The sequence below is a fragment of the Nocardia transvalensis genome (genome assembly GCF_015477765.1).
Classification (GTDB): domain Bacteria; phylum Actinomycetota; class Actinomycetes; order Mycobacteriales; family Mycobacteriaceae; genus Nocardia; species Nocardia transvalensis_A.
In genome coordinates, this window is record NZ_JADLQQ010000003.1 from 734,013 (window position 1) to 760,716 (window position 26,704).

Sequence of the window (26,704 nt, forward strand, 5' to 3'; positions counted from 1 at the left end):
GCACCGACAAGTTCGTCAGTTTTGTCCGAGTCGCCACAGCGGTGAGACGGGGCCGTGGCCCGCGCCGAGATCGTAGGAGGCCTTCAGGCAGCGGGTGGTCCATTCCTTGGCGAAGGCGACGGCATCGGGGACGTCGTAACCGTGGGCGAGGGCGCAGGCCGTCGCGGCGGCCAGGGTATCGCCCCCGCCGTGATCGTTGCCGGTGGCGATGCGCGGGGCCGACAGCTCGTGGAAGCGGTCGCCGTCGTAGAGCAGATCGGTGCTGAAGTCGGACGAGCGCAGATGCCCGCCCTTGACGATCGCCCAGCGCGGGCCGAGTTTGTGCAGCGCCTCGGCGGCCCGGCGGGCGCTGCGGTCGTCGGTGACCTCGATGCCGGTGAGCAGCCGGACCTCGTCCAGGTTCGGGGTCACCACGGTCGCCAGCGGAATCAGCGTGTGCCGCAGGGCATCCAGCGCGGAGGCGTGCAACAGCGGATCGCCGTGCATCGAGGCCGCGACCGGGTCCACGACGAAGGGGATCTCGCCGTCCCGCCCGATGCCGACCTCCCGGCAGACCTGCGCGACCGCCTCGATGATGGCCGTCGACGCCAACATGCCGGTCTTGGCCGCGCCGACGCCGATATCGCCCACCACGACCCGCACCTGATCGGCCACGGTCTGCGGCGGAATCTCGTGAAATCCGCTGACGCCGAGGGTGTTCTGCACCGTCACCGCGGCGACGGCCACACATGCGTGCACGCCCAGCAGCGCCATCGTGCGGGAATCGGCCTGGATGCCCGCACCACCGCCGGAATCCGTCCCGGCGATGGTGAGGACGCGGACGGGCGTCCGGCCTTCGGGGGTCAACGGCAAAAGCTTCACGAGACAGACCCTACGACGCGGCTGGGCGGCCGGGGTGCGGGATGCACGCGAGCCGCCCTCCCCGCGGGGTCTCCGGCGGGAAGGGCGGCGGTCCGTGCGGCGATCAGCGCACCTTGGCGAAGAATTCGGTGATCTCGGTGGCCATCAGCTCGGGGGCGACGTGGTGCAGGTAGTGGGTGTACACGTCGTGGGTCTTCCATTCGACGATATTGCCGTGGTCGCGGTCGGCGAACCGGCGGATGCCGTGGAAGTCGCCGCTGGAGCCGACCAGCGACAGCGGCACCGTGGTCGGTTCGGTGGGCTGTTCGGCCTTGGCCTTCTCGAAGTAGTGCCGGATGGCCGAGCCGGCGCTGCCGCTGAACCAGTGGATCGCGATATTGGTCAGCACGAATTCGTCGTCCAGATCCGGGCCGAGCAGCTGGGAGTTCCAGCCGACCAGGCCCGCGGGGGATCCATGATCGCGTGGGCCAGCGTCTGCGGCTGCTGCGACTGCAGGATGTTGAAGCCCATCTTGTTCTTGACGAACCAGTCCAGGGTCGCCAGCGACTGCTGCTCGTCCTCGGTCAGGTTCGTCAGCTCCGCCGGATCGCCCGTGGGGAACGAGTACACCTGCGAAATCTGCACGCCCACCACGTTTTCCGGCGCCACCCGGCCGAGTTCGGGGGAGATCTGTGCGCCACCGTCGTTGCCGACCGCGCCGTAGCGGGTGTACCCGAGCCGCTGCATCAGCTCCGCCCAGGCGCGGGCGATGCGCTGATCGTTCCAGCCGGCCTCGGTGGTCGGGCCGGAGAACGCGTATCCGGGCACCGACGGGATCACCAGGTCGAATCCGGCCGCGGTGAGGGGTTCGATCACGCCGAGGAATTCGACGAAGGTGCCCGGCCAGCCGTGGGTCAGGATCAGCGGAAAGCTGTTGTCCCGCTCCGAGGTCACGTGCAGGAAGTGGATGTCCTGGCCGTCGATCTCGGTGATGAACTGCGGGTAGGCGTTCAGCCGCTGCTCGACCTCGCGCCAGTCGAATCCGTCGCGCCAGTAGTTCACCAGGTGACGCACCCGGTCGACGCTCACGCCGTACGTGTCGCCCGAGCCGGGGATCTGGTCGGCCCACCGGGTGCGGGCCAGCCGCTCCTGCAGATCGTCGAGGTCGGCCTGGGGGATCTCGATGCGGAAGGGGCGGATGGCGTTCATTGGTCTCTCCTTGTTGGAACGGAATGTTTCGTTCTGATTGAACTGTAACAGAACGGATCATTCCGTTTCAAGTGCTACTCTGAAGTCATGCCGAAAACAGCCGAAACACCAGCTCGCAAGGGTCTGCCGGGCCGCAAGGCGCAGGCCGCCCGCAACGATGGGATCATCCTGGACGCTGCCCGGGAGGTATTCCTCGCCGATCCGAGCGCCCCGATCGCCGCGGTCGCCGAACGGGCCGGAGTGGGGATCAGTGCCCTGTATCGCCGCTACGCCTCGAAGGAGGTGCTGCTGCGCACGCTGTGCTACGACGGCCTGCGCCGCTACAACGCCGAAGCCGAAGCGGCGCTGGAGAATCCGGATGACTGGCAGGTGCTGGTGGAGTTCCTGCAGCGGGTGGTCGACGCCGATGTGCACTCGCTGACCGTGCGATTGGCGGGGACGTTCACTCCCGATGCCGAGATTGTCCCCGACCTGCAGCGGGCCGGGGAACTGAACGAGGAGATCATGCGTCGGGCGCACCGGTCCGGGCGACTGCGCGCCGATGTCACCGCCCACGACCTCGGGCTGATCCTGGAGTCGTGCGCCGCGATCTCGCTGCCGGACTCGGCCCGCACCGCTCAGCTGCGCCGCCGTATGTTGGCCCTGCTGATCGACGGTCTGACGGTGGAGGGTGGGCTGCCGGGTCCACCACCGGGGCCGAACGAATTCGCCCACCGCTGGCAGCGGCGATGAATTTCACGCGAGTACGTCGTCCAAAGACAGTACCTACGCTCTGAGAGGATCCCCCGGTGAACTGGACTCTGGAAGTGGTGATCGTTCCGGTCTCGGACGTCGACCGCGCCAAGGACTTCTACAGCAGGCAACTCGGCTTCGCCGTCGACCACGACACGGAGATCGGCGAGGACATCCGCATCGTTCAGCTCACCCCGCCGGGCTCGGGGTGCTCGATCGTCATCGGCAAAGGGGCGGTGCCGAAGATGGAGCCCGGGTCGTTGAAGGGGCTGCAATTGGTCGTGCCCGATATCCGCCGCGCCCGTGCGGAACTCGCCGAACGCGGCGTGACCGTCAGCGAGGTCCAGGTGATCGGCGAGAACCCGCGCCCGGTCCCGGACCCGCTCGACAATGTCGGCTTCTGCTTCTTCGACGATCCGGACGGCAACAGCTGGGCGGTTCAACAGATTTCCAGCCGCGCCTGAACCCCCGTCGACCCAGCGGAAGCCGGGGCCAGGCGGGACCCCGACCTCCGCCGGGACGACGGGGGTGGGGAGTGTTACGACACGACCGGCAGGTAGACCTTCCCGCCCGCCTCGGCGAACTCTGCGGACTTCTCCGCCATGCCTGCTTCGATGGCCTCCACATCGGTGAGGCCCTGCTTGGCCGCGTATTCACGGACGTCGGCCGAGATGCGCATGGAGCAGAACTTCGGGCCGCACATGGAGCAGAAGTGGGCGGTCTTGGCGGGTTCCGCGGGCAGGGTCTCGTCGTGGAATTCGCGGGCCGTGTCCGGGTCGAGCGACAGCGCGAACTGGTCGTGCCAGCGGAATTCGAAGCGCGCCTTGGACAGTGCGTCGTCGCGCTCCTGGGCGCGCGGATGGCCCTTGGCCAGATCGGCGGAGTGCGCGGCGATCTTGTAGGTGATCACGCCGGTCTTCACGTCGTCGCGGTTGGGCAGGCCCAGATGCTCCTTCGGCGTGACGTAGCACAGCATGGCCGTACCCGCCTGGGCGATGATCGCCGCACCGATCGCCGAGGTGATGTGGTCGTAGGCGGGGGCGATATCGGTGGCGAGCGGGCCGAGGGTGTAGAACGGCGCCTCCTCGCACAGCTCCTCTTCCAGCCGCACGTTCTCCACTATCTTGTGCATCGGCACGTGGCCGGGGCCCTCGATCATCACCTGCACGCCATGGGATTTCGCGATCTTCGTCAGCTCCCCGAGGGTGCGCAGCTCGGCGAACTGGGCCTCGTCGTTGGCGTCGGCGATCGAACCCGGGCGCAGGCCGTCACCGAGGGAGAAGGTGATGTCGTATTTCGCGAGGATCTCGCAGAGTTCTTCGAAGTGGGTGTACAGGAACGATTCCTGATGATGCGCCAGACACCATGCGGCCATGATGGATCCGCCGCGCGAGACGATGCCGGTGACCCGCTTGGCGGTCAGGGGCACATAGCGCAGCAGCACGCCCGCGTGGACGGTCATATAGTCGACGCCCTGCTCGGCCTGTTCGATCACCGTGTCGCGGTAGATCTCCCAGGTGAGTTTGGTCGGATCGCCGTTGACCTTCTCGAGGGCCTGATAGATCGGCACGGTTCCGACCGGCACCGGCGAATTGCGCAGGATCCATTCGCGGGTCTCATGAATGTTCTTGCCGGTGGACAGGTCCATGATGGTGTCGGCGCCCCAGCGGGTGGCCCACACCATCTTCTCCACCTCTTCGGCGATGGAGGAGGTGACGGCCGAGTTGCCGATATTCGCGTTGATCTTCACCGCGAACTTCTTGCCGATGATCATCGGCTCGGACTCGGGGTGGTTGTGGTTGGCGGGGATCACCGCGCGACCGGCGGCGACCTCGTCGCGGACGAGTTCGGGGGAAACCCCCTCGCGGGCCGCGATGAACCGCATTTCGGTGGTGATGATGCCCTGGCGCGCCCACGCCAATTGGGTGCGCGGACCGGGCACATCGGGTTTGGCCCAGCCGTCGCGCAGCTTCGGCAGACCCGCCTCGACATCGATGGTCGCGGCGGCATCGGTGTACGGGCCCGAGGTGTCGTAGACGTCGAAGTGCTCGCCATTGGTCAGGTTGATCCGGCGCACCGGAATGCGCAGCGTGGTGCCCTCGGCATCGATCTGCTCGTAGTGCTTGACGCTGCCCGCGATGGGCCCGGTGGTCACGGTGTCGACAGTGGTCGAGGCGTGCGTCGATGACATCTGTATGAATCCTCCCTACGCCGGCATTACCCGGTCAGGTTCGAACGGTCGACGGCCCTGATCCGCCCGGAAGGGCTAGCCGTCCTCTCAGCCCGCTGGTGCGAGCCCCCGTTGGCACTGTGTGGTTGTCCTCGGCCGAGGTTACCCGACTGTCACCTCTCGTTCGGCCCGATCGGCCAACCGAGGGCTCCGGCCAGCGCATTCAGGTTGATGATGATCTGCTGGACGAAGGCGTCCGGATTGGCGTACATCGAGATCACGTTCTCGGTGCGGCAGCCGACCTGATCGGGCGCATTCGGCGCGAGCCGGCCCTTGATCCAATTGAACGCATCGGCCAGCCCGAGCGTAGTCAGGGTCAGGTGCTCGCTGAGGTGATCACGCTTGTAGACGACGGAGGTGCCGCCATCACACCACTGCTTCACCATCCGATCGTTGGACCACACCGGCACCGCCTCGTCGAAGACGGCCTGATAGACGAATGTCGGCGCGGTGGGCGGGTTATGGCCGAGCACCGTGGAGTCGAACACCTCCCGGATCTCCGGCAAGGCCAGGAAATCGGCGATCGGGATGGTCAGGTACCGCTGATAGTCGACGAACATCTGGGTGAGCGCATTGCGCGGCAGGCACTGGCGGGCGATGGTGTCCATCAATGCCCGGCCCTCCGGGGTCAGGTAGCGGTCGGTGGTCTCGCCGAATTTCGGGTAGGCCTTGCGCAGCGAGGCCATGCCGATGCCGACCAGGCTGGAGAACATCGAGCCGTTCACGTGCAGCAGCGACTGCACATCCGAGGTCGGTGCGCCCATGGCCACGGCCTTGATATTGAGTTCGGGGGCGTAGGTGGGCTGCATTTCCGCTGCCCAACCGGTGCCCATACCGCCGCCCGAATAACCCCACAGCGCGACCGGGGTGTTCGCGCCGTCCAGGCCCAGCGGCTCGAACCGTTCGGCGGCGCGCACGCCGTCGAGAACCATGTAGCCGGGCTCCTTGGCGACGGCCAGATGTCCGTCCAGACCCTCGAAGTCCGGGATCGAGACCGCGTACCCCTCGCTGATCGCGGCCGCCAGCGCCAGATATTCGCTATTGGAGTGGATGCCCTCCAGCCCCGCGAGGCCGGTACCGAGCTGCAGCACATACGAGGGAGCGCATTGGGGCGCGGTGCTGTCGTAGTAGAACTGGCTCGACAGCAGCGGGCGGTGATTGCGGGGATTGGCGCCCATCGGCAGCGCGACGGTGGTGACCGCGACGGTGGGCTGGTCGTTCAGGTCGGTCGTGCGATACAGCAGCTGCCAGGATTTGACGCGCACCGGCAGGATGGTCGCCACCGCCAGCTGGACCGGCCGCGACCGCAGAATCGTGCCTGGTTCGGTGGCCTCGAATCCCTCCGGTGGCTGATAGAACGGGTCCACCTGTGGCGCAAGCGGTTCCGCCGCGGCGGGCGCGGCCGTGACATTTCCGAGCAGGGCTGCGGTGGCGATGGTGAGCAGCATGGTCAGCACGGCGGCCAGTACCCGTCGGCTGCGGCGATCCCCGTTGATCACAGACACGTCCTGTCCTTCCCTCATCAGGTGACAGGAATTACAGCACGACACCCACTTGCCAACAAGAGTTCTTTTTGGAACTCGTCCTACTATGGTCGGAATATGACCCGCAGCAACTCCGCCGCGCGGCCCTCACCGGTCCCGCCGCGGCGCCGAATCCGCGGTCTCGACGCCGAGGAGCGCAGCGCTCAGCGTCGTCGGCAGCTTCTGGATTCGGCCACCGAACTGTTTGCCCGGCAGAGCTTTTCGGGCACCTCGATCGAGCAGATCTGTCAGCACGCCTATGTGGGTACGAAGGGGTTCTACGACCACTTCGAGAGCAAGGAGGCGTGCTACATCGCATTGTTGCAGCAAATCACCGAGCACATTCAGCAAAAGGTGATCGAGGTGGCGGTCGAGGTGGCCGAGCGGCCGTGGCCGGAGCGCACGGCGGCGGTGATCAAGGCCTTCGTGCACGCCTTCGCCGACGATCCTCGATTGGCGAAGGTCAGCTTCGGTGAGGCGGGCGGCATCTCGCCGACCGTGGAGCAGCAGCGTCGGAGAAACCGGCGCTGGTCGGCGGCATTCCTGGACTCGCAGTGGGCCGGGGAGCCCGACGCGGACCCCGAGGTGCAGCGGCGGCGCCTCGCGCTGGCACTGGCCACCATCGGTGGCATGTTCGAACTGGTCGCCGATTGGCTGCACCATCACGACGACGGCGGGTCACCGGATGCGGTCGAGACGCTGATCGACGATCTCATTCATTTCTTCCGGGCGGTGGACGCCGGTCGGCAGGCGGTGGGGTGAGGCCGGTCCTGCCGACGCGGTCCCTCGTCACCGTGCAGGATCCGGCCTCTTACCTCGCCCAGGGCAATGCGCGAGCCACCGGCACCCGGTGCGGTGGCGGTGATCACCACCTCGTCGCCGTCCTCCAGGAAGGTGCGCTTGGCGCCACCGATGTCGAGGGGTTCGCTACCGCCCCAGGACAATTCGATGAACGAGCCGCGCTGATCGCGTTCCGGGCCGGAGATGGTGCCGGAGGCGTAGAGGTCGCCGGGGCGGGTCGAGGCGCCGTTGACCGTCAGATGCGCCAGCATCTGCGCCGGGGACCAGTACATGCGCCGGTACGGCGGGGTGGCGACGAGCTCGCCGTTCCAGTGCACCGCCAATTCCAGGTCCAGGCCCCAGTTTTCGCGTTCGTGCAGATACGGCAGCGGTTCGGGATCCTGGCCGGGCAGCGGGACGCGCGCGGACTGCAGCGCGGCCAGCGGGGTGATCCAGGCCGATATCGAGGTGGCGAAGGATTTGCCGAGGAACGGGCCGAGCGGCTGGTACTCCCACGCCTGGATGTCGCGGGCGGACCAGTCGTTGACCAGCGCCACCCCGAAGACGTGGTCGGCGAACGCGTCGACCGGAATCGGCTGTCCCAGTGCCGATCCCGAGCCGACGACGAAGCCGAGTTCGGCCTCGATGTCCAGTCGCTGCGACGGCCCGAAATCCGGTCGGCCCGACGGTGTCCGGCGCTGGCCGCACGGCCGGGTGATCTCCGTGCCCGAGGCGATCACGGTTCCGGCGCGGCCGTGATAGCCGACCGGGAGATGTCGCCAATTCGGCAGCAGCGGTTCGCTGTCCGGGCGGAAGAGCCGGCCCAGATTGGTGGCGTGGTCGATGCTGGCGTAGAAGTCGACGTAATCGCCGATGGCGACGGGCAGCGTCAACCGGACCGACGAGACCGGATGGACCGCCGCGGCGGGCAGCTCGGCGGCGATCAGCTCCTGCACGCGTTCGCGCACCTCCCGCCAGCGGGTCGGTCCCTGTGCCAGGAAGGCGTTCAGGCTTGGCCGTGCGAAGGTCGAATCCTCCAGTACCGCAGCCAGATCCAGCACATGGTCGCCGATCCGGACGCCGACCCGGAAGTCACTACCACCGGCTGCGGGGGCGAAGACGCCGTAGGGCAGATTGTCGGGGCCGAACGGGGAGTCGGCCGGAACCTCGAGGCGCACCGTCTTTTCGCTCATGCCTGCTGTCTGTTCGCTCATTCCTGCTCCGTAGCGGGGCCGCGGCCCGTCCAGGTCCATGCGTAGTTCGGATCCTCGCAGGCCAGCGCGCCCTCGCCGAGGCCCAGTGGCCGGAAGGTGTCGACCATGACCGCCAACTCGTCGAAGAATTCCACGCCGATGCTGCGCTCGTAGGCGCCCGGCTGCGGGCCGTGCGCATATCCGCCCGGATGCACCGACACCGAACCCTGTCCGATGCCGGATCCCTTGCGCGCCTCGTAATTTCCGCCGCAGTAGAACATGATCTCGTCGGAGTCGACGTTGGAGTGGTAATAGGGCACCGGAATCGACAGCGGGTGGTAATCCACCTTGCGGGGAACGAAGTTGCAGATCACGAAGTTGGTGCCCTCGAATGCCTGGTGCACCGGCGGTGGCTGGTGGACGCGCCCGGTGATCGGCTCGAAGTTCTCGATGTTGAACGCGTACGGATACAGGTAGCCGTCCCAGCCGACCACATCGAACGGATGTGTGGCATAAACGAGGCGGGTGCCCACGATCTCGCCGCCCGGGCGATGTTTGACCAGGACCTCCACCTCCGTCCCGGCCTCGGTCAGCAGTTCGGTCGGACCGTGCAGGTCGCGTTCGCAGTAGGGCGAATGCTCCAGGAACTGTCCGTATTTCGACAGGTAACGCTTGGGCGGGGCGATGTGGCCGGTCGCCTCGATCACGTACGCGCGCAGTGGTTCCCCGCCCGCGGGACGCCAGCGGTGGGTGGTCGCACGCGGCAGCAGCACCTGATCGCCCTGGCGGACCGGCAGCGCGCCGAACACCGTATCGACGGTGCCCGAGCCGGACTCGATGTACGCCAGCTCGTCGCCGATCGCATTGCGATACAGCGGGGATTCCCGCTGCGCGGCGACATAGGAGATGCGCACATCGTCGTTGCCGAGAATGAGCCGGCGGCCCGTCACCACGTCGGTATCGGCGGCGGCATCACCCGGGAACAGGTCGTGTAGTCGCAGATGTCGGTGGCGCAGTGGATGATTCGGCACCGTCCGCTGATTCGGCGGCTCCCAGGGGGTGGAGTCCACGATCGCCGGTGGTAGTGCGCGGTGATACAGCAGCGAGGAGTCGCCGGAGAAGCCCTCCTCTCCCATCAGCTCCTCGTAATAGAGCTGCCCCTGCTCGTCGCGATGTTGGGTGTGCCGCTTCGGAGGCACCGACCCCAGTTGCCGATAGAACGCCATGCCCGGTCTCCCGCCAGGTTGCTGGTCGGATGGTTCGCTTTTTTGCATCCTATCTAGGCTGATTGCTCGCGTGGAGGCTGTTTCGCCAACAATCTGACTCAGACCTGATTCAATCCTGCCCGGATCATGAGATGCACCCTGTCGACCACTGGCTGATTCGGATCCCTGTCGCCCGCTGGCTGATTCTCATCCCTGTCGCCCGCGAGCCGGTTCTCATCCCTGTCGGCCGGCCGCCAGGCCGGGCGACAGGGCACCTCACGCGCTACGCAGGGCTCGATAGACAGCCGCGCCGACGAAGGCGCCCAGGCTCTCCGGGGTCCAATCGCCCTCGCCCGACAGCAGCGTGCGCACGGCGCCCTCGCCCGCGGACACCCACTGTTCCACCAGCACAGGGAGTTTGCGTTCGGCGTCGACGGTTCCCCAGGCCTCGAGAGTGGGGCGCAGGCGGCGGGTGCAGCGTTCGATGGCGAAGCGGCGGCCGCGGCCGAAAGAGTTCACCACGGCCGGATCGGGATTGCCGTACAACAGCTTCCAGGTGTCGGGGCGGGCGGCGACGGTTTCCAGCAGCGCCCGGAAACCCTCGACGAACACCTCCTCGTCGGCCTCCACGCGGCGACGCGGCAGCGTATCGATGATGCCGTCGAGCAGATAGCGCTCCTCGCGCCGGATCAACGCGTCGATGAGTTCCACGCGGTCGGCATAGCAGGCGTAGACGACCGGGCGGGTGACGTTCATGCGTTCGGCGACGGCGGCGATGGTGACCGCGGCGATCCCGTCCTCGACGGCGATCCGCAGGGCCGTATCGAGGACCTGTGGGCGGCGGCGTTCGGGGCCGAGATGCGGGGCGCGCTGTCGTGGCCGCACGGCAGATTCCGAACCCATGCGACCAACATATCAGCGGCCCCTCGACCGCGCTGGGCGCTAATTCCCGGCAAATTACTGAGGTGTGATTCGGTCACGGGAGAACTAGCAGGTATTCGTCCTGCGTGCCTAATTTGTACGAGGTACGAAGAGTTCTCCTGGCGTTTTACAGCCTACGGTTGCGTAACCGAACAGCCGTACGGCAACCTCCAAATACAACATCAACTCAGCGTGTGCGTCAGCCCGGAGCGGTCCGCGTCGCCACCGGGGCACCCGCACGCTGGCCGTGAATGAATACAGCCGAGGAGGCCGGTCCGTGTCGCACTACAAGGCGAACCTTCGTGACATCGAGTTCAACTTGTTCGAGGTGCTGGGAATCGGGGCGCTGCTGGACGGCGGCGCGTACGGCGATCTGGATACGGAGACCGCCCGCGGCATGCTGAGCGAGGTCCTGCGTCTCGCGGAGGGGCCGGTTGCCGCCTCGTTCGCCGACGCCGATCGCAACCCGATCCAGTTCGACACCGCCAACCACTGCGTCGTCGTCCCGGAACTACTGCGCAAGACGGTGGCCGCGGTGAACGAGGCGGGCTGGTCCGCGCTCGGCATGCCCGAGGCGATGGGCGGCGTCGACTCGCCCGCCCCGCTCAACTGGGCGACGCAGGAAATGATTGTGGCGGCGAACAATTCGGCCGCCTTCTTCAATATGGGCCCGCTCATGCACCACGTGCTCTTCATGGAGGGCACCGAGGAGCAGAAGCGCTGGGCCCAACACGCCTGGGAAAACCGTTGGGGCGGAACGATGGTGCTCACCGAGCCGGACGCCGGGTCGGACGTGGGCATGGGCCGCACCAAGGCCACCCAGCAGCCCGACGGCACCTGGCACATCGAGGGCGTCAAGCGGTTCATCTCCGGCGGTGATGTCGGTGAGACCGCCGACAACATCTTCCATCTGACGCTGGCGCGACCCGAGGGCGCGGGACCGGGCACCAAGGGACTGTCGCTGTTCGTGGTGCCGAAGTACCTGTTCGACCGGGAGACAATGGAACTCGGCGAGCGCAACGGCGTCCTGGTCACCAACCTCGAGCACAAGATGGGCATCAAGTCCTCGCCCACCTGTGAGTTGACCTACGGCGGCGACAAGCCGGCCGTCGGCTACCTGGTCGGCGATGTGCACAACGGAATCGCCCAGATGTTCAAGGTGATCGAGCACGCCCGCATGATGGTCGGCGTGCTGTCGGCGGGCACGCTGTCGACCGGTTATCTGAATGCGTTGGAGTACGCCAAGTCTCGTGTGCAGGGCGCGGATCTGACGCAGATGACCGATAAGACCGCGCCGCGCGTCACCATCACCCATCACCCGGACATTCGCCGCAGCCTCGCGCTGCAGAAGGCCTACTCCGAGGGGCTGCGGTCGCTCTATCTGTACTGTTCGGCCTACCAGAGCCCCGATGTGGCGCAGGCGAACTTCGGCGCCGATGCGGAATTGGCCGCGCGGGTGAACGATCTGCTGCTGCCGATCGTCAAGGGTGTGGGCTCCGAGCGGGCCTACGAGGTCCTCACCGAGACCCTGCAGACCCTCGGTGGTTCCGGATATCTGCAGGACTACCCGATCGAGCAGTACATCCGCGATGTGAAGATCGACTCGCTGTACGAGGGCACCACGGCCATCCAGGCGCAGGACTTCTTCTTCCGCAAGATCATTCGCGACAAGGGCGTGGCGCTCGGACATGTCGCCCAGCTGATCCAGAAGTTCGTCGACGCCGACGAAGGGCAGCTCAAGACCGAGCGGGCGCTGCTGGGCACGGCGCTGGCCGATGTGCAGGCGATGGCCGCCGCGCTGACCAACTACCTGGTGGCCTCGCAGCAGAACCCGGAAGAGATCTACAAGGTCGGCCAGGGCTCGGTGCGGTTCCTGCACGCCGCGGGCGACCTGATCATCGGCTGGCGGTTGCTGGAGCAGGCCAAGGTCGCGCTCGCCGCGCTCGAGGGCCAGCCGTCGGAGAAGGACCGGCTGTTCTACACCGGCAAGATCGGGGTGGCGTCGTGGTTCGCGAAGAACCAGCTGCCGCTGCTGACCTCCGTGCGCTCGGTGCTGGAGAACCTCGACAACGACATCATGCATTTGGACGAGGCTGCGTTCTGATTTTCTGCGCCGGAATGGCGGGAAGATCGGCGGCGTAGGGGTACAACTAGCGCATGGTCTTCCCGGTGGATTTCGGCTGGCTGCAGGCGCTGATGATCGTGCTGTTCGCGATCGCGATCGCGCTGATCGTCGCCGCGGTGCTGAAGGGGCGTCGCGCGGGCTGGCGGACGGTCGTGGGGCGTGCCACCAGTGCGCTGTCGGCTCTGCTGGTGGCGGTGGTGATCCTGTGGATCATCACCCTGCTGCAGACCTATCTGGGGTTGACCGGGGAGGTGAAGGCCGCCCATGTGATCGCGAAACCCGTGGCCGACAGCCCCCATTCGCTCGATGTCGAGCTGACCCTGTTCGGCGACGAGGACCATCCGGACAAGCGGGAGACCTATCGGGTCGAGGGCGATATGTGGGTGCTGCAGGCCAATATCGTGGAGCTCGAGCCGTGGGTGAATGCGCTCGGCTTCCACTCCGGGTACAAGGTGACCCGGCTGTTCGGCCAGCGGCTCGACGGTGTCTCCCCCAAGCAGAACCAGATCTTTCTCAGCGGCAGCGATCAGGACTTCTTCGAGGACATGCGCAATGAGAGCTGGTACACCAAGCCGTTCGTCCGCTCCGCCTACGGCAATGCGGTGATCGCCGTACCCGGCACCTACGACGTATTCATCTCCCGAGACGCCATCAAGACCCGCCCCGCGTAAAGCGTGCGGGGCGGGTATGGGGAGCGGTTCGCGTGCGGGGCGGGTATGGGGAGGGTTTAGTCGGAGAATTCGGCGAGCACGGGGGCATGGTCGCTGGCGCCCTTGCCCTTTCGTTCCTCTCGGTCCACCGAGGAGTCCTTCACGCGAGCGGCGAGGGCGGGGGAGGCGAGGATGAAGTCGATGCGCATTCCCTCTTTACGGGGGAAGCGCAGCTGGGTGTAGTCCCAGTAGGTGTAGACGCCCGGTCCGGGCGCGAACGGGCGCATGACGTCGGCGAAACCGGCGGTCACGATGGCATTGAACGCATCTCGCTCCGGCTGTGAGACATGGGTCTTGCCGGTGAAGAACTCCACCGACCACACGTCGTCGTCGGTGGGTGCGATATTCCAGTCACCGCACAGCGCGATCTGTGCCTGCGGATTCTCGGCCAGCCATGCCGAGCCCGAGTCGCGCAGGGCGGCAAGCCATTCCAGCTTGTAGGCGTAATGCGGATCGTGCAGGGTGCGGCCGTTGGGAATATAGAGGCTCCACACCCGCACGCCGCCGCAGGTCGCCCCGATTGCCCGGGCCTCCACGACCGGCGCTGCCAGCAGCGAGATCTCGGCATCCCTGTCGAATCCGGGCTGGCCGGGGAAGGAGACCTCGACATCGTCCAGGCCGATCCGGGAGGCGATCGCCACCCCGTTCCACTGGCTGAACCCGACGTGCGCGACCTCGTACCCGGCCTCCTCGAAACGCTCCGAGGGGAACTGGTCATCGCGGCACTTGGTCTCCTGCAGGGCCAGCACATCGATATCGGCACGGTCCAGCCACGAGACCACCCGGTCCACCCTGGACCGGATCGAGTTCACATTCCAGGTAGCCAGCCGCACCGGGACACCTCCGCTCTACGACATTCCATGTTCTTACGCCGGGGAGGCATAGCGGTAGTGGTGGTGTTCGACGAAACCCATCTCGCGATACATCGCCAAGGCCCCCGAGTTGTCCACGTCGACCTGCGCGTAGGCGTGGGTGGCCCCGTGTTTGTGACCCCACCTGATCAGCTCCGCGCACACCAGCGTCGCCAGGCCGCGGCGGCGGTGAGGGGCCGCGACGGCGATACAGGACAGGCCGATCCACCGCCGACCGTCCGGCGCGGTGGTCACCGCCCCGCGGCCGATGGCCAGCGGGTTCGGCAAACCCAATGCGGCGAAGCCCAATTCGCCCTCCCGGACCGCGGTCAGCACCGTGGTGTCCGGCACCTCCGGTGGCAGATCGACCGCATCCTCGCCGCGGAACCGGTGCAATTCCAGCCAGCCCGCATTCGGCTCGGGATCCACCCGCACCATCGAAGGGCCCTGGGGGAGAACGAAGTTGTCGATATCGATGCCGACGACCACGGTTTCGCCCCAGGTCCGCCAGTCGGGCGGCGCCGGGGCCAGCCGGTCGGGGAGACGTAACTGCAGCGGTAGCCCCTGCTCGGTGTACCACTCGCTGATGCGGTGCAGCGTCTCGACGTGCACGCGGGCCGGTTCTCCCGAACTGCCCACCGGCACTGCGGAATTGGCGCGTTTGGTATAGCCGTTCCCGGCCGACAGCAGCCACCCGTCCACCCACGCGCGCTGCACACCCGGCCAGCCGTCACAGGCGGCGGCCTCCAGTGCGCGGATCTCGCTGGTACGAATCGGCCTGGGGCCCAAGGGTTTCATGGCGACGACGGCATCGGCGGCCACCGAGACGGTCTGGCCGTCGGCGGTGCGTACGGTCAGGGGATCCAGCGACACCAGCTCACCGATCACATCCGTGAACTGCTGGGGATATCCGGCGGGCAGGCGATAGCGCACCACCACCCGCCGACCGGGCGGCAGCTCAGTCGTCATGTCCGAAAGGATCCGGAACCGTACCCGGCACCCAGCTCAGACCGGGGGTGCCCCAGCCGTTGCGCTTGATCACCTTCTTCGCCGCGCGCGCATTGCGGCCGATCAGGACGTCCACATAGAGGAAGCCGTCGAGGTGGCCCACCTCGTGCTGCAGCATCCGGGCGAAGAAGTCCTTGCCCTCGATCTCGATCGGATTGCCGTGCTCGTCGGTGCCGGTGACCCGCGCCCACTCGGCGCGACCGGTGGGGAACTGCTCGCCGGGCACCGATAGGCAGCCCTCCTCGTCGTCGTCGGGGTCCGGCATGGTCTCCGGGATCTCCGACGTCTCCAGGACGGGGTTGATCACCACTCCCCGGCGGCGGTTGACGGTGCCGTCGGCGTCGACATCGGGGCAGTCGTAGACGAACAGCCGCAGCGGCACGCCCACCTGATTGGCCGCCAGGCCCACGCCCTTGGCGGCATCGAGGGTCTCGAACATGTCCGCGATCAGCTCGGCGAGCTCCTCCGGCGACTGGGTGACCTGTTCGGTCGGATTGTGCAGGACGGGGTCGCCGACGATGCGGATGGGGAGAATCGCCATGGTCGCACACTTTACGCGGGCCCCGGTCCAGGCCCTGACGCGCCGTTGGGCGGGACGTCCCGACACGCCGTAGGACGCATCTGGGAACGTCGCCATCCGTGGTTGAATGAGCGACGACGTATAAGCACCTCGGCGAGGGAGCGATATGGACAGCGCAGCGGCCCGGAACCTATCCGCAAGCGAGGACAGCTCTTCCGCGGGTGAGGACGCCGCGGTCGCGGTCCCCGGTGGCGAACAGGCCGGACTCACCCGGCGCGAACTCGATATTCTCGACTTCGAGCGCAAGTGGTGGAAGTACGCCGGTGCCAAGGAAGAGGCCATTCGCGAACTGTTCGGTATGTCCGCCACCCGCTACTACCAGGTGCTCAACGCCATCGTCGACAAGCCCGAGGCCCTGGCCGCCGACCCGATGCTGGTCAAGCGGCTGCGGCGGCTACGGGCCAGCCGTCAGAAGGCGCGGGCGGCGCGGCGGCTGGGCTTCCAAGTGTGATGCGGGCATTCGTCGGGGTGTGTGGATAGGCTCGGTCAGGTGAGCAACCCGAATCCGTCCTCCGGTGGGCCGCCGCTACGAGCGCTCGCGATGGTGCTGATCGCGCTGGCCATCGTGTTCGCCGGTCTCGGCGCGATGTCGCTGTCGAAGTCGGACGCTGATAATTCGGACACGTCCACCCAGGGGCAGACGGTGAAGACCACCGCGGCCATGCCCACGACCTCGGCCGCTGCGATCACCACCACGAGGACGGCGACCACCACCCCGCCGCCCACCACCACGACCACGGCACCGCCCACGACAACCGCTGCGGTACTGGACAAATCGGTCCCGGTGCGGGTGCTCAACAACAGTACGATCTCGGGACTGGCCGCCCGGACGGGGAACCAACTGTCCACCGGCGGCTGGAATGTCGCGGAAACCGGCAACTATTCCGACAGCGTTGTTCCGAAAACGACCGTCTACTACGGGAATTCGCCGAAGGAACAGGCGGCGGCCCAGGCGATCGCGAATACACTAGGTGTCACCGCGGAGCCTCGATTCCCCGGAATCGTGGACGCACCGCCCGGTGTCATCGTCATCGTCACAGGTAACTGAGCCCCACCACAGATCTGCATAACGGCTCTGGCATCATCTTGTCCGGTAACGAATCTGTCCGTGCAGCTTTACTCGTAAACTCGGTACTCGTAAAGGAGTTCCCCGATGGCCCCGTCCACAATTCGTCGCCCGTCCTGGCGGACTGTGACCCCGGTGCTGGCGGTCGCGGTCTTCGGTCTCGCGGCCTGCACCAACAGCCAGGAGTCGAGTGACGTCAAGGGGACCACGCCCCCGGTGTGGACAGGCTCGGCGGCGCCGGGCGGTACCGCCGCGACCGGTGAGCACGGCTCGGCCGAGCACGCCGCTCCCCCGGGAGATTCGGTCTCGGTTCAGCTGAAGAATCCCTCCGGCGCCGAGGTGGGCACCGCGACCATCGCCAAGTCCGGCAACCACCTGCAGATCACCGTCGACGCGCACGGCCTCAAGCCCGGCTTCCACGGTCTGCACTTCCATCAGTTCGGCAAGTGCGAGGCGAATTCCACCGCCCCCACCGGCGGCCCGGCGGGCGATTTCCTGTCGGCGGGCGGACATCTGCAGGTCGGCGACCAGAATTCGCATCCGGCCAGCGGTGACCTGACCTCCCTGCAGGTGCGTCAGGACGGCACGGCCCACCTTGTCACCACAACGGACACCGTGACCCTGGACGATCTGAAGGGTAAGGCCCTGATGATCCACGCCGGTGCGGACAACTTCGGCAATATTCCGAGCCGATACACGCAGGCCAACGGCACCGCCGGACCGGACGCCGACACCTTGGCGACCGGCGACGCGGGCGGCCGGGTCGCCTGCGGCGTGGTCGGGTAAGGCGCAGGTATGCCATGGGCGGGGCAGGCATTCGTAAGGTTTCTTGGAACAGCTCGCCCCGCCCGACGCTGGGTGTGGAATGGGAGATAGCGCTCGTCGACAAGCAGACGCGCAATCTCTCCAATACCGCGGCCGCGGTCTTCGATTCGGTCGGTGATCTGCGGGCCTATGACGGCACGCCGCAGGTCACCAAGGAACTGCTGCGCAACACCGTCGAGATCGTCACCGGCGTGCACAACACCGTCGGCGAGGTGGTCGACGATCTGCACGGGACGATGGCCGCCGTGCGGCGGGCGGCCGATCCGCTCGGGGTGGATCTGTTCTGTGCGGGCACGCATCCGTTCGCGCAGTGGTCGACGCAACAGCTCACCCGCACAGCGCATTACGACGAACTGATCGAGCGCACCCAGTGGTGGGGGCGGCAGATGCTGATCTGGGGCGTGCACGTGCACGTCGGAATCTCGCATCCGGAGAAGGTCTTTCCGATCCTCAATACGCTGCTGCTGTCGTATCCGCATCTGCTGGCGCTGTCGGCGTCCTCGCCCATGTGGGCCGGAATCGATACCGGATACGCCAGTAATCGGTCGCTGATGTTCCAGCAGTTGCCCACGGCGGGGTTGCCGTTCCAGTTCGAAAACTGGGCGCAGTTCGAGTCGTTCGTGCACGACCAGACCAAGACCGGGGTGTTCGAGCAGCTCGGTGGCATGCACTGGGATATCCGGCCGGCACCGAAATGGGGCACGATCGAGGTGCGGGTGTGCGACGGAATCCCGTCCTGGCCGGAGCTTTCGGCGCTGGTCGCGCTCATCCACTGCCTGATCGTGGACCTGGATCGCCGCGTCGAGGCCGGGGAGACGATGCCGACCATCCCGCCCTGGCATGTGCAGGAAAACAAGTGGCGCGCAGCACGTTACGGCCTGGACGCGATCATCATCACCGACGCCGACAGCAATGAGCGCCTGGTGACCGAGGACCTGACCGACCTGCTCACCCGCCTCGAGCCCACCGCCAAACGACTCGGCTGCGAAAACGAACTCTCCCTGGTCTCCGACATCCCCAAACGCGGCGCCTCCTACCAACGCCAACGCCGGGTGGCGGCCGCCTCCCAGGGAGATCTGGTCGCCGTGGTGGACGCTTTGGTGAAGGAACTCGAGAGCTGACCCTGTATTCAGGCCTGGCGGCCTGAATACAGGGAATGAGATGCGGCGCCCAGGGCCTACTACCCCTATCTTGTCGGCTGCTATCCGGAATCCCCGTCGTGGCTGTCACCGCAGCTTGTTGTCGCTGTCACCGCATCCCTGTGGTCGGCTGGCACCGCATGCCTGTTGTCGGCTGCTACCGCATGCCTGGTCGGCTGCCTAGGTATGCCTGTCGTCGGCGGGCACGGCATGACTGTCGTCGGTTGGTGCCGCATCCCTGTCGTCCGGCCGCCAGGCCGGACGACAGGGGCTGTTGCTCGTTGGTTGCCGGTCGTTCAGCTGCTCAGGTGGGTGGCGTTCATTACGTGTTTACTATGGTCGACGTGCTGCTCGATGATCCGCGCTCCGACTATGACGGTGATGATCGCCGTCCGGCGTGGGTTCCGTCGAGGCGGGTGTTGGTTTCGGTAGGCGTGGCGGCCGTGCCGGTGTTGTTGGTCGTGTTGCAGATCGTGGCCTCCCGCAATGGATTCGAGGGGCCGCTGCAGAGTCTGTTGCACGACTATGTGGGCACGCCGAAGTCGGTGTCGGTGCCGTGGGCGGGGCTGGCGTTGGCACTGGTGGGGCTGTCGTGGCGGCGGCGGTTCGTCACGCTGGGCATCGCGGTGGGGATCGACGTGGTCGTCGCCGTGGTGCGGGTGCTGCTGGGTGGCCCGCTGACCGTCGGCAACGGTGCGGTGATCGCGTTGACCGGGCTGGCGGTCGTGGCGTGGCTCGGCTGGGACGGCAAGGACAAACGCAATGCCCTGCATGCCGCCGCGCTGGGTGCGCTGTTGATCCTCGCCACCAAGGTGGGCGACGTCTGGCTGCACATCACCGTGATGGCGGGTCCGAATGTGCTGGACCGGTACGTGCTGCTGGCCGATCACGCCTTCGGCCAGCCGTCGTGGGTGGTGGGCCAGGCGATCGATGCCCTCGGTCCGGTGGTGTCCGGAGTGTTGCACTGGGTGTACATCGAGCTGCCGGTCGCGGCCATGGTTGTGGCGGCCTGGCAGCTGCGGCGTGTGGTGCCGAGCGGTGTGTGGCCCACCCACTACCTGGTGCGCACCTTTCTGGTGCTCGGCCTGGTCGGCCCGGTGGTGTACGTGCTGTTCCCCGTGGTCGGTCCGATGTTCGCCTTCGCCGCCGACGGTCACGGACTGCAGGTCGGCAACTACTGGCCGCATACCGTTCCGCCCCTGGACCACGCACCTGGCCCGATGCCGTTCGACAACGTCACCCCGCGCAACTGCATGCCCTCCATGCACACCGCCTGGGCCACGGCCGTCTTCCTGCACTCCCGTCGCGCCGCCGATGGTTCCCCCGCCCCGCGCTGGCTGCGCTGGGCGGGCGCCTTCTGGCTGCTGGCCACCCTGACGGCCACCCTCGGGTTCGGCTACCACTACGGCGCCGACCTGCTGGCCGGAGCCGTCCTGTGCATGACCGTCGAATCGGCCCTGCGCGCCCCCGAACGCGGCTGGGACCGCACCCGCTGGCAACTCGTCGCGGGCGGCGTCGCACTGCTGGCGACCCTGCTGCTGGCCTACCGCTTCCTGGCGCTGTGGATGGCCCACCACCCCTTCCCGTCCGGCGTGATCGTGCTGTCCCTGTTCGCCGCCTACGCTTGGGCGTTCTACACCGCGTGGTTCGCGCGGACCGGGACCTCCGAGCCGAGCCGCGCCGACAGCGTGCACGCCCAATAGATTCCGGGATCAATCCACGTCGTCGCCCAGCTCGTTGATCAGCAAGAGCCCGTCGCGGTGGCGCTGTTCGCGATAGGCGGTGCGGCCGATGAGGTGGGCGACGGCGGGGGCGGTGAGGAGGGTGAACAGGCCGACGAGGGCCAGCATCCACACGTTGCCGTGGCCGCGCAGTTGGATGAAGGCGCCGAGCAGGACCATCAGGAGCCCCACCACCTGGGGTTTGGTGGCGGCGTGCATGCGGGACAGGGTGTCGGGGAAGCGGACGATGGCGATGGCGGCGGTGAGGGCCAGGCCCGTGCCCAGCACGATGAGGACGTAGGACGTCCAGCGCAGGGTGGATTCGAGCCAGCTCATCGGTCGTCCCGGACGCGGAAGCGGGAGACGGCGGCCGAGCCGAGGAACCCGACCAGCGCTAGGGCCACGATGCCGGGCAGGACGGTGGTGTCGTTGCTGTAGACCGCCCACACCGCCAATCCGGCCGCGGCAATGGCGACCAGCGAATCGATGCCGACGACGCGGTCCAGCGTGTTCGGCCCGGCCAGCACGCGATACCCGGTGAGCACGGCCGCGCCGACCAGCAGCAGCGCCGCCACGATCGCAACAACGGTCACAGCTCCGCCCTTCCTTTCACCACTCCAGGATCCAGCCATTCGGTAGGCCGTTCGAAGGCGCGGATGAGCAACTGCTCCAACCTCCGCGTCGTGCGGTAGAACTTGTCCACCGCCGCATCGCTGCCCACGTCGAGCACGTGCACCCACACGGTGTGCGTCTGCCGGTCCAGCTCCAGCACTATCGTGCCCGGAATCAGGTTGAGCAGATCCGCGCACAGCACCATCACCAGATCCGAGCGGATCTCCAGCCGCACCCGCAGCACCCCCGACACCGGCGGTCCGGATGGGCGGATCGCGAACCAGGCGATCTGCAGGCTGGATTCGATCGCGTAATAGGCGCTGACGCCAACCAATTCCAGCAGTGACAGCGGGTGCAGCCGTCCGTGGATCGGCACCCGCGGCAGCGGCAGCGCCACCATGATCAGCGCACCGATCGCCAGGCCCGCCACCACATTGGCGAGGGTCGGATCGCCCCACAGCGCGGTGTACACGATCGCCAGCCACAGCAGCACACCGATGCGGACCAGGCTTTCGCGACTCATCGCACACCCCCCGACTGCCACGTATCCGCCGGGCCCAGCACGGTTTCCAGATACGTGCCGCGATCGTCCAGGTCGGCCGCCGCGCGCCCGGCCACGCCCAGGATCGGCCCGGCGAACACGGTCAATCCGAGCCCCACCGCGATCAACGCGACGGTCGGCACCAGCATCAGCCGCGGCATCCGACCCGGATCGGGCCGGTCGTCGAACAACACGTCGGTGGATTCGTCGATGAGCCCCGACGGCGCCGCATCGGACATGTCGCCCTCCGGGGCCTGGGCGCGCGGCCGCCAGAATGCCTTACTCCACACCCGTGCCATCGCATACAGCGTGAGCAGGCTGGTCAGCACCGATCCGGCCACCAGCACCCAGGCCAGGACGCTGCCGTCGGCCACGCCCGCCTCGAGCAGCGTCGCCTTGCCGATGAACCCCGAAAGCGGCGGAATCCCACCGAGATTCAGCGCCGGAATCCCGAACAGCACCGCCAGCGCGGGACTCGCCGCCAGCAACCCGCCGAGCCGGCTCAGCGACGCCGATCCGGCCTGCCGCTCGATCAACCCGACCACCAGGAACAGCGTGGTCTGCACCAGAATGTGATGTGCCACATAGAAAACCGTCCCCGTCAGGCCCGCGGCCGTATTCAGCCCGACCCCGAACATGAGATAGCCGATATGGCTGACCAGGGTGAACGACAGCAGTCGCTTGATATCGCTCTGGGCGATGGCGCCGAGGATGCCGATCAGCATGGTGAGCAGCCCACAGATCAGCAGGATCCGGTCGAATCTGCCGGACGGGAACAGCAGCGTGTGCATCCGAATGATCGCGTACACACCCACTTTCGTCAGCAGGCCCGCGAACACCGCCGTGACCGGCGCGGGCGCGGTGGGGTAGGAGTCCGGCAGCCAGTTCGACAGCGGGAAGACCGCCGCCTTGATCCCGAACGCCACCAGCAGCACCGCATAGATGGCGCTGCGGGTCCCGGCGGGCACCTCGCTCATCCGCGCCGCCATCTGCGCCAGATTCAGCGTGCCCGTCGCCCCGTACGCCAGCGCGATGCCGGTCAGGAAGATCAGCGACGAGACCATCGACACCATCACATACGACACCCCGGCCCGCACCCGGTCGGCGCTGGCACCCAGGGTGAGCAGCACGAACGACGCCGCCAGCAGCACCTCGAACCCGACGAACAGGTTGAACAGGTCCCCGGCCAGGAATGCGAGCGAAACACCCGCGCTCAGAATGAGATACGTCGGCTGGAAGATCGAGGTGGGCTGGCGCTCCGCGCCGTCGCTGATGCCCTGCCCGACCGCGTACACCAGCACCGCCAGCAGCACGATCGATGACACCAGCAGCATCGCCGCCGAGAGCCGATCGACCACCAGCGTGATCCCGATCGGGGTGTCCCAGTTGCCGACCTGCACCGCGGCCATGCCGTGCCGGTCGGTCAGATACAGCAGCAGCGCGGCGATCACCACCACGGCGGCCAGCGCCACCACCGAAATGATCTGCTGCACCCGCGATTTGCGACCCACGATCAGCGTCGCCGCCGCGGTGAGCAGCGGAATCAGCACCGGCAGCGGGGTCATGGCCGGTAGCAGGCCTGCGGGCAGCGTCATTGTTCGGGATCCTCGCCCTCGCGCCGGGAGGCGACCTTCACGTCCTCGGGGTCGTTCTCCACCTGTTCGGTCGTGGTCAGGGCGTAGGCGCGATAGGCCAGCGCGAGTATGAATGCGGCCAGGCCCATGGTGATCACGATCGAGGTCAGCACCATCGCCTGCGCCAGGGGGTCGGCCGTATCACGGTGCAGCCGATCGGTTTCCCCGAGAATCGGCGGCCGCCCGTCCGGGCCGCCGAGGGTGATGATCAGCAGATTCACCGCATTGCCGAACAGGATCAGCCCCAGCAGCATTTTCGACACGGCGCGCTCCAGCACCAGATACACCCCGCACGCGACGTGCACGCCGATCAGGATCAGCAGGGTGATGTTCGCAGTCATCGCACCTCCTGTGCTCGGCGGGACACCCGCACCCGGTCGGCACGATGAGCGACTGCGCGATTGTCGCTCATCGTGCCTCCCTGAGGACTTCGGGCCTGCGCGCGCCGGGCAGGTCTTCGGTGTCGAGCCGGGCGCCGAGACTGCGCAGCACATCCAGGACCAGGCCGACCACGATCAGATACACGCCGAGGTCGAACAGCATCGCCGTGACCACCTTCACCTGCCCGAGCAGCGGCACGCTCACTTGGACGATCGCCGACGACAGCGGCGGCGCGCCCAACAGCAGGGAGCCGGTCGCGGTGCCGGCGGACAGGGTGAGCCCGGCGCCGAGCAGATGTCCGGCCTCGACCGGCAGGGCCTCGGCCAGCTCGTAACGGCCTCCCGCGAGATACCGCAGAACCAGCGCCAATCCGGCGGTGAGACCGCCGGCGAAGCCGCCGCCGGGCGCGTTGTGCCCGGCGAAGAAGAAGTAGACCGACAGCACCATGATCGTCGGGAACAGCAGGCGGGTGGTCATCGCCAGCACCATCGACCGATCCCGCGGTGCGACCAGCGCTGCCGCGGGCAGCCAGTAGGAGCGGCCCGGTTCGGGCGTATACCCGGGCGCATCGGCCACCCGCGGCAGGGCGCCGAATCGGCGGCTGCGGAACATCAGCGACGCCACTCCGGTCGCGGCGACCACCAGCACCGAGATCTCGCCGAGCGTGTCCCACGCGCGGATGTCGACCAGCAGCACGTTCACCGCGTTCTTGCCGCCGCCCAGTTGATAGGCGGCCGAACCGATCCGGTGCCAGATCGGTTCGGAGTTGCGCGCGGCGATGGCGCAGGCGGCCAGGACGGCGACCGCCGTCCCGACCAGCGCGGCCAGCACCGCGCGGCGCACCTTGAACGGGGCGGTGCGGTCGGGCTCGATCTCGGCCGGGAACTTGCGCAGCACCAGCACGAAGATCACCAATGTCAGTGTCTCCACCAGGAATTGGGTGAGCGCCAGATCGGGCGCGCCGTGCATGGCGAAGATGACACCGCAGCCGTATCCGGTGACGCCGACCAGCAGCACCCCGGCCAGACGGTTGCGCATCACGGTGGCGCCCACCGCCATCGCGACCATGACCAGTCCGACGACCGCCTGCAGTGGCGAATCCCACAGGCGCAGCGACACTCTGGTGCGGGCACCGGTGAACAGCATCGCCGTGGGCAGCACGATCAGCGTGATCAGGATCAAAGCCTGATTCAGCGGCAGCGAACCGCGTTGTACGGCACCGGTCATGCGCAGCGACAGCTGATCCATCGCGCGCAGGGTGGCGTCGTAGACGCGGTCCGCGTTACCCAGTCGGGGAGTGGCGGATTCGCCGATGCGGTCGCGGATTTCGAACAGCACCACACCGCAGGCGATGATCACCATGGTCAACGTCAGCGGATGACCCCAGCCGTGCCACAGCGCCAGATGGGACGGCTCGGCCCCGCCGAGGCTTTGCGCATAAGGCCGCAGCAGCCGATCCAGGACCGGCGCACCGAGACCCGCCGCCAGGCTCGCCACCGCCAGCAGCGCGGGCGGCACGAGGAACAGCGGGTCGGGCCGATGCCAGGTCACCTCCGGTTCTGGCGCACCCACCGGGACGGATTTGGAGCCGAAAGCGCCCCAGAGGAATCGGACGCTGTAGCCGACTGTCAGCATGGATCCGACCACCACGCCCGCGCCCAGCGCCAGCTTCGCCGGATTCGACAGGTTCTCGGCGTTCAGCACCGCACCCAGTGCGCTCTCCTTACCGATGAAGCCGACCAGCGGGGGGATTCCGGCCATACTCGCCGCGGCCAGGGTCGCGATCGCGCACAGCACCGGCGCCCGCCGCCCGATTCCGGACAGCCGCCGCAGATCCCGGGTCCCGGCGCAGTGGTCGATGATGCCGACCACCATGAACAGACAGCCCTTGAACAAGGCGTGCGCCACGATCAGCGCCACACCCGCGATCGCCGCGTCCGGGGTGCCGAGCCCGACCATCGTCATGAGGAAACCCAGCTGGCTCACCGTGCCGAACGCCAGCACCAGCTTCAGGTCGGAGACCTGCAGCGACCGCAGGCCCGCCAGCAGCATCGACAGCACGCCCAGGGTGAGCACGATCGGATGCCAGGGTGCGGCGGTGGCGAAGGCCGGGGCCAGCCGCGCGACCAGGTACACACCGGCCTTCACCATGGCCGCGGCATGCAGGTAGGCGCTGACCGGAGTGGGTGCGGCCATCGCGCCCGGCAACCAGAAGTGCAGCGGCACGATCGCCGATTTGCTCAATGCGCCGACCAGGATCAGCACCACGGCCACACCGACCGACCACTCGTGCGGATCGATTCGTGTCAGCACCTCCGACAGCAGGTAGGTGCCGCAGTGCTGGCCGAGGATGATGATGCCCACCAGCATGGCCAGCCCGCCCGCGCCCGTGACCAGCAGCGCCTGCAGCGCGGCCCGGCGCCCGGAGACCTGTTCGGCGTGATGGCCGACCAGCAGGAACGACAGGACGGTGGTGGCCTCCCAGAAGGTGAACAGCAGCAACATGTTGTCGCTGATCACCAGCCCGAACATGGTGCCGGCGAAGGCCACCAGATAGCCCGCGAAGATGCCCAGCCGCTGGCGGTCGTCGTCGTCGAAATAGCGGGCGCAGTAGATCAGGATCACCGTCCCGATCCCGAGCACGAGTGCCGACATGATCGAGGCGAGCGAATCGAAGCGCAGGTCGGCATTCATATGAATGCTCGGCGCCCACGCGATGCGCACCTGCTGTCCGCTGTTCCAGTTCGCGATCACCCAGACCAGACCGGCCAGCGGCGCCAGCGCGAGGAGGAAGAAGCCCCGGCGGCCCAGCGTCCGCACGCACGGCGGCGCGAGCAGGGCGGCGGCGGCATGGGCGAACAGGATAGCGAGCAAACGT

The 26,704-nt window shown here is 67.3% G+C and carries 27 protein-coding genes and 1 riboswitch; of the genes, 10 read left to right on the plus strand and 17 right to left on the minus strand.

Annotated elements, in window-relative coordinates; all coding sequences use genetic code 11:
- Positions 1–15: 15 nt before the first annotated feature.
- The 3 genes from thiD to IU452_RS11440 form a co-directional block, all read right to left on the minus strand.
- Positions 16–861, minus strand: a complete 846-nt coding sequence (thiD, locus tag IU452_RS11435) for a bifunctional hydroxymethylpyrimidine kinase/phosphomethylpyrimidine kinase (protein WP_195108906.1) — start codon at positions 859–861, stop codon at positions 16–18.
- A 103-nt stretch (positions 862–964) separates the two neighbouring features.
- On the minus strand, positions 965–1,249 hold the full coding sequence (locus IU452_RS38105; RefSeq protein WP_228817135.1) for a hypothetical protein: 285 nt from the start codon (positions 1,247–1,249) through the stop codon (positions 965–967).
- Entirely contained in the window at positions 1,243–2,049 is an 807-nt protein-coding gene (locus tag IU452_RS11440) for an epoxide hydrolase family protein (RefSeq protein ID WP_228817137.1), read from the minus strand. The genes IU452_RS38105 and IU452_RS11440 overlap by 7 nt, the downstream gene beginning before the upstream one ends.
- 87 nt (positions 2,050–2,136) lie before the next feature.
- Between IU452_RS11440 and IU452_RS11445 the strand changes: the two genes are divergently transcribed.
- The gene (locus IU452_RS11445) at positions 2,137–2,781 is read left to right on the plus strand and encodes a TetR/AcrR family transcriptional regulator (protein ID WP_195108907.1); all 645 of its coding nucleotides are present in this window, start codon (positions 2,137–2,139) and stop codon (positions 2,779–2,781) included.
- A gap of 56 nt (positions 2,782–2,837) precedes the next feature.
- The gene (locus IU452_RS11450) at positions 2,838–3,245 is read left to right on the plus strand and encodes a VOC family protein (RefSeq protein ID WP_195108908.1); all 408 of its coding nucleotides are present in this window, start codon (positions 2,838–2,840) and stop codon (positions 3,243–3,245) included.
- A 74-nt stretch (positions 3,246–3,319) separates the two neighbouring features.
- Here IU452_RS11450 and thiC read toward each other — a convergent pair whose 3' ends face one another.
- Entirely contained in the window at positions 3,320–4,972 is a 1,653-nt protein-coding gene (gene thiC / locus IU452_RS11455; protein ID WP_195108909.1) for a phosphomethylpyrimidine synthase ThiC, read from the minus strand.
- Positions 4,968–5,094, minus strand: a riboswitch (TPP riboswitch). It overlaps the preceding gene by 5 nt.
- A 30-nt stretch (positions 5,095–5,124) precedes the next feature.
- On the minus strand, positions 5,125–6,516 hold the full coding sequence (locus tag IU452_RS11460; protein WP_195108910.1) for a lipase family protein: 1,392 nt from the start codon (positions 6,514–6,516) through the stop codon (positions 5,125–5,127).
- A gap of 96 nt (positions 6,517–6,612) precedes the next feature.
- On the opposite strand from IU452_RS11460, the gene IU452_RS11465 reads away from it, so the two are divergent.
- Positions 6,613–7,296 (plus strand): TetR/AcrR family transcriptional regulator, encoded by a 684-nt coding sequence (locus IU452_RS11465; protein ID WP_195108911.1) that lies wholly within the window; start codon positions 6,613–6,615, stop codon positions 7,294–7,296.
- Here the strand turns inward: IU452_RS11465 and fahA are convergent.
- The 3 genes from fahA to IU452_RS11480 form a co-directional block, all read right to left on the minus strand.
- Positions 7,251–8,528 carry a fumarylacetoacetase gene (gene fahA, locus IU452_RS11470; RefSeq protein ID WP_195108912.1) on the minus strand — a complete coding sequence of 426 codons (1,278 nt, stop codon included), beginning with the start codon at positions 8,526–8,528 and terminating at the stop codon, positions 7,251–7,253. The genes IU452_RS11465 and fahA overlap by 46 nt on opposite strands.
- Positions 8,525–9,733: a homogentisate 1,2-dioxygenase gene (locus IU452_RS11475; protein ID WP_195108913.1), complete on the minus strand. Its 1,209-nt coding sequence runs from the start codon at positions 9,731–9,733 to the stop codon at positions 8,525–8,527. The genes fahA and IU452_RS11475 overlap by 4 nt, the downstream gene beginning before the upstream one ends.
- Before the next feature lie 255 nt (positions 9,734–9,988).
- Entirely contained in the window at positions 9,989–10,615 is a 627-nt protein-coding gene (locus IU452_RS11480; protein WP_195108914.1) for a TetR/AcrR family transcriptional regulator, read from the minus strand.
- A gap of 295 nt (positions 10,616–10,910) precedes the next feature.
- Between IU452_RS11480 and IU452_RS11485 the strand changes: the two genes are divergently transcribed.
- Positions 10,911–12,737 (plus strand): acyl-CoA dehydrogenase, encoded by a 1,827-nt coding sequence (locus IU452_RS11485; RefSeq protein ID WP_195108915.1) that lies wholly within the window; start codon positions 10,911–10,913, stop codon positions 12,735–12,737.
- 53 nt (positions 12,738–12,790) lie between these two features.
- On the plus strand, positions 12,791–13,429 hold the full coding sequence (locus IU452_RS11490) for a hypothetical protein (RefSeq protein ID WP_195108916.1): 639 nt from the start codon (positions 12,791–12,793) through the stop codon (positions 13,427–13,429).
- 56 nt (positions 13,430–13,485) lie between these two features.
- Here the strand turns inward: IU452_RS11490 and IU452_RS11495 are convergent, their stop codons facing one another.
- From IU452_RS11495 to IU452_RS11505, 3 genes are read right to left on the minus strand one after another with little or no spacing between them, the layout of a single operon-like run.
- Positions 13,486–14,301 carry an exodeoxyribonuclease III gene (locus IU452_RS11495; protein ID WP_195108917.1) on the minus strand — a complete coding sequence of 272 codons (816 nt, stop codon included), beginning with the start codon at positions 14,299–14,301 and terminating at the stop codon, positions 13,486–13,488.
- A gap of 33 nt (positions 14,302–14,334) precedes the next feature.
- A complete protein-coding gene (locus IU452_RS11500) occupies positions 14,335–15,288 on the minus strand; it encodes a GNAT family N-acetyltransferase (protein WP_195108918.1) in 954 nt (317 codons plus the stop codon).
- Complete coding sequence (locus tag IU452_RS11505) at positions 15,278–15,868, minus strand: peptide deformylase (RefSeq protein WP_195108919.1); 591 nt, start codon at positions 15,866–15,868, stop codon at positions 15,278–15,280. The genes IU452_RS11500 and IU452_RS11505 overlap by 11 nt, the downstream gene beginning before the upstream one ends.
- 145 nt (positions 15,869–16,013) lie before the next feature.
- Between IU452_RS11505 and IU452_RS11510 the strand changes: the two genes are divergently transcribed.
- The 5 genes from IU452_RS11510 (at position 16,014) to IU452_RS11530 (ending at position 20,640) form a co-directional block, all read left to right on the plus strand.
- Positions 16,014–16,358 (plus strand): DUF3263 domain-containing protein, encoded by a 345-nt coding sequence (locus tag IU452_RS11510; RefSeq protein WP_195108920.1) that lies wholly within the window; start codon positions 16,014–16,016, stop codon positions 16,356–16,358.
- 39 nt (positions 16,359–16,397) lie between these two features.
- On the plus strand, positions 16,398–16,955 hold the full coding sequence (locus IU452_RS11515; RefSeq protein ID WP_195108921.1) for a LytR C-terminal domain-containing protein: 558 nt from the start codon (positions 16,398–16,400) through the stop codon (positions 16,953–16,955).
- Positions 16,956–17,060: 105 nt separating this feature from the next.
- Complete coding sequence (gene sodC / locus IU452_RS11520) at positions 17,061–17,759, plus strand: superoxide dismutase[Cu-Zn] (protein ID WP_195108922.1); 699 nt, start codon at positions 17,061–17,063, stop codon at positions 17,757–17,759.
- A gap of 14 nt (positions 17,760–17,773) precedes the next feature.
- Complete coding sequence (locus IU452_RS11525) at positions 17,774–18,919, plus strand: glutamate--cysteine ligase (RefSeq protein ID WP_195108923.1); 1,146 nt, start codon at positions 17,774–17,776, stop codon at positions 18,917–18,919.
- Positions 18,920–19,353: 434 nt separating this feature from the next.
- Positions 19,354–20,640: a DUF5933 domain-containing protein gene (locus IU452_RS11530; protein WP_416382308.1), complete on the plus strand. Its 1,287-nt coding sequence runs from the start codon at positions 19,354–19,356 to the stop codon at positions 20,638–20,640.
- Positions 20,641–20,649: 9 nt separating this feature from the next.
- Here IU452_RS11530 and mnhG read toward each other — a convergent pair whose 3' ends face one another.
- The 6 genes from mnhG to IU452_RS11560 all read right to left on the minus strand — a co-directional run bounded on the left by mnhG (position 20,650) and on the right by IU452_RS11560 (position 26,700).
- On the minus strand, positions 20,650–20,994 hold the full coding sequence (gene mnhG, locus IU452_RS11535) for a monovalent cation/H(+) antiporter subunit G (RefSeq protein ID WP_195108925.1): 345 nt from the start codon (positions 20,992–20,994) through the stop codon (positions 20,650–20,652).
- Entirely contained in the window at positions 20,991–21,251 is a 261-nt protein-coding gene (locus IU452_RS11540; protein WP_195108926.1) for a monovalent cation/H+ antiporter complex subunit F, read from the minus strand. Before IU452_RS11540 ends, mnhG begins: the two co-directional genes overlap by 4 nt.
- Complete coding sequence (locus tag IU452_RS11545; RefSeq protein ID WP_195108927.1) at positions 21,248–21,793, minus strand: Na+/H+ antiporter subunit E; 546 nt, start codon at positions 21,791–21,793, stop codon at positions 21,248–21,250. The genes IU452_RS11540 and IU452_RS11545 overlap by 4 nt, the downstream gene beginning before the upstream one ends.
- Positions 21,790–23,406, minus strand: a complete 1,617-nt coding sequence (locus IU452_RS11550) for a Na+/H+ antiporter subunit D (protein WP_195108928.1) — start codon at positions 23,404–23,406, stop codon at positions 21,790–21,792. Before IU452_RS11550 ends, IU452_RS11545 begins: the two co-directional genes overlap by 4 nt.
- Complete coding sequence (locus tag IU452_RS11555) at positions 23,403–23,786, minus strand: Na(+)/H(+) antiporter subunit C (protein ID WP_195108929.1); 384 nt, start codon at positions 23,784–23,786, stop codon at positions 23,403–23,405. Before IU452_RS11555 ends, IU452_RS11550 begins: the two co-directional genes overlap by 4 nt.
- 67 nt (positions 23,787–23,853) lie before the next feature.
- Entirely contained in the window at positions 23,854–26,700 is a 2,847-nt protein-coding gene (locus IU452_RS11560; RefSeq protein WP_195108930.1) for a Na+/H+ antiporter subunit A, read from the minus strand.
- Between the last annotated feature and the right edge of the window lie 4 nt (positions 26,701–26,704).

Excerpts from the sequence above, each read along its gene's own strand:
- sodC (WP_195108922.1), top strand. The coding sequence starts at position 17,061 with ATGGCCCCGTCCACAATTCGTCGCCCGTCCTGGCGGACTGTGACCCCG.
- IU452_RS11545 (WP_195108927.1), bottom strand. The coding sequence starts at position 21,793 with ATGAGTCGCGAAAGCCTGGTCCGCATCGGTGTGCTGCTGTGGCTGGCG.
- IU452_RS11500 (WP_195108918.1), bottom strand. The coding sequence starts at position 15,288 with ATGACGACTGAGCTGCCGCCCGGTCGGCGGGTGGTGGTGCGCTATCGC.
- IU452_RS11525 (WP_195108923.1), top strand. The coding sequence starts at position 17,774 with ATGGGCGGGGCAGGCATTCGTAAGGTTTCTTGGAACAGCTCGCCCCGC.
- IU452_RS11465 (WP_195108911.1), top strand. The coding sequence starts at position 6,613 with ATGACCCGCAGCAACTCCGCCGCGCGGCCCTCACCGGTCCCGCCGCGG.
- IU452_RS11550 (WP_195108928.1), bottom strand. The coding sequence starts at position 23,406 with ATGACGCTGCCCGCAGGCCTGCTACCGGCCATGACCCCGCTGCCGGTG.
- IU452_RS11510 (WP_195108920.1), top strand. The coding sequence starts at position 16,014 with ATGGACAGCGCAGCGGCCCGGAACCTATCCGCAAGCGAGGACAGCTCT.
- thiC (WP_195108909.1), bottom strand. The coding sequence starts at position 4,972 with ATGTCATCGACGCACGCCTCGACCACTGTCGACACCGTGACCACCGGG.
- IU452_RS11445 (WP_195108907.1), top strand. The coding sequence starts at position 2,137 with ATGCCGAAAACAGCCGAAACACCAGCTCGCAAGGGTCTGCCGGGCCGC.
- IU452_RS11440 (WP_228817137.1), bottom strand. The coding sequence starts at position 2,049 with ATGAACGCCATCCGCCCCTTCCGCATCGAGATCCCCCAGGCCGACCTC.
- IU452_RS11490 (WP_195108916.1), top strand. The coding sequence starts at position 12,791 with ATGGTCTTCCCGGTGGATTTCGGCTGGCTGCAGGCGCTGATGATCGTG.
- IU452_RS11555 (WP_195108929.1), bottom strand. The coding sequence starts at position 23,786 with ATGACTGCGAACATCACCCTGCTGATCCTGATCGGCGTGCACGTCGCG.
- IU452_RS11475 (WP_195108913.1), bottom strand. The coding sequence starts at position 9,733 with ATGGCGTTCTATCGGCAACTGGGGTCGGTGCCTCCGAAGCGGCACACC.
- mnhG (WP_195108925.1), bottom strand. The coding sequence starts at position 20,994 with ATGAGCTGGCTCGAATCCACCCTGCGCTGGACGTCCTACGTCCTCATC.
- IU452_RS11505 (WP_195108919.1), bottom strand. The coding sequence starts at position 15,868 with ATGGCGATTCTCCCCATCCGCATCGTCGGCGACCCCGTCCTGCACAAT.
- IU452_RS11480 (WP_195108914.1), bottom strand. The coding sequence starts at position 10,615 with ATGGGTTCGGAATCTGCCGTGCGGCCACGACAGCGCGCCCCGCATCTC.
- fahA (WP_195108912.1), bottom strand. The coding sequence starts at position 8,528 with ATGAGCGAACAGACAGCAGGCATGAGCGAAAAGACGGTGCGCCTCGAG.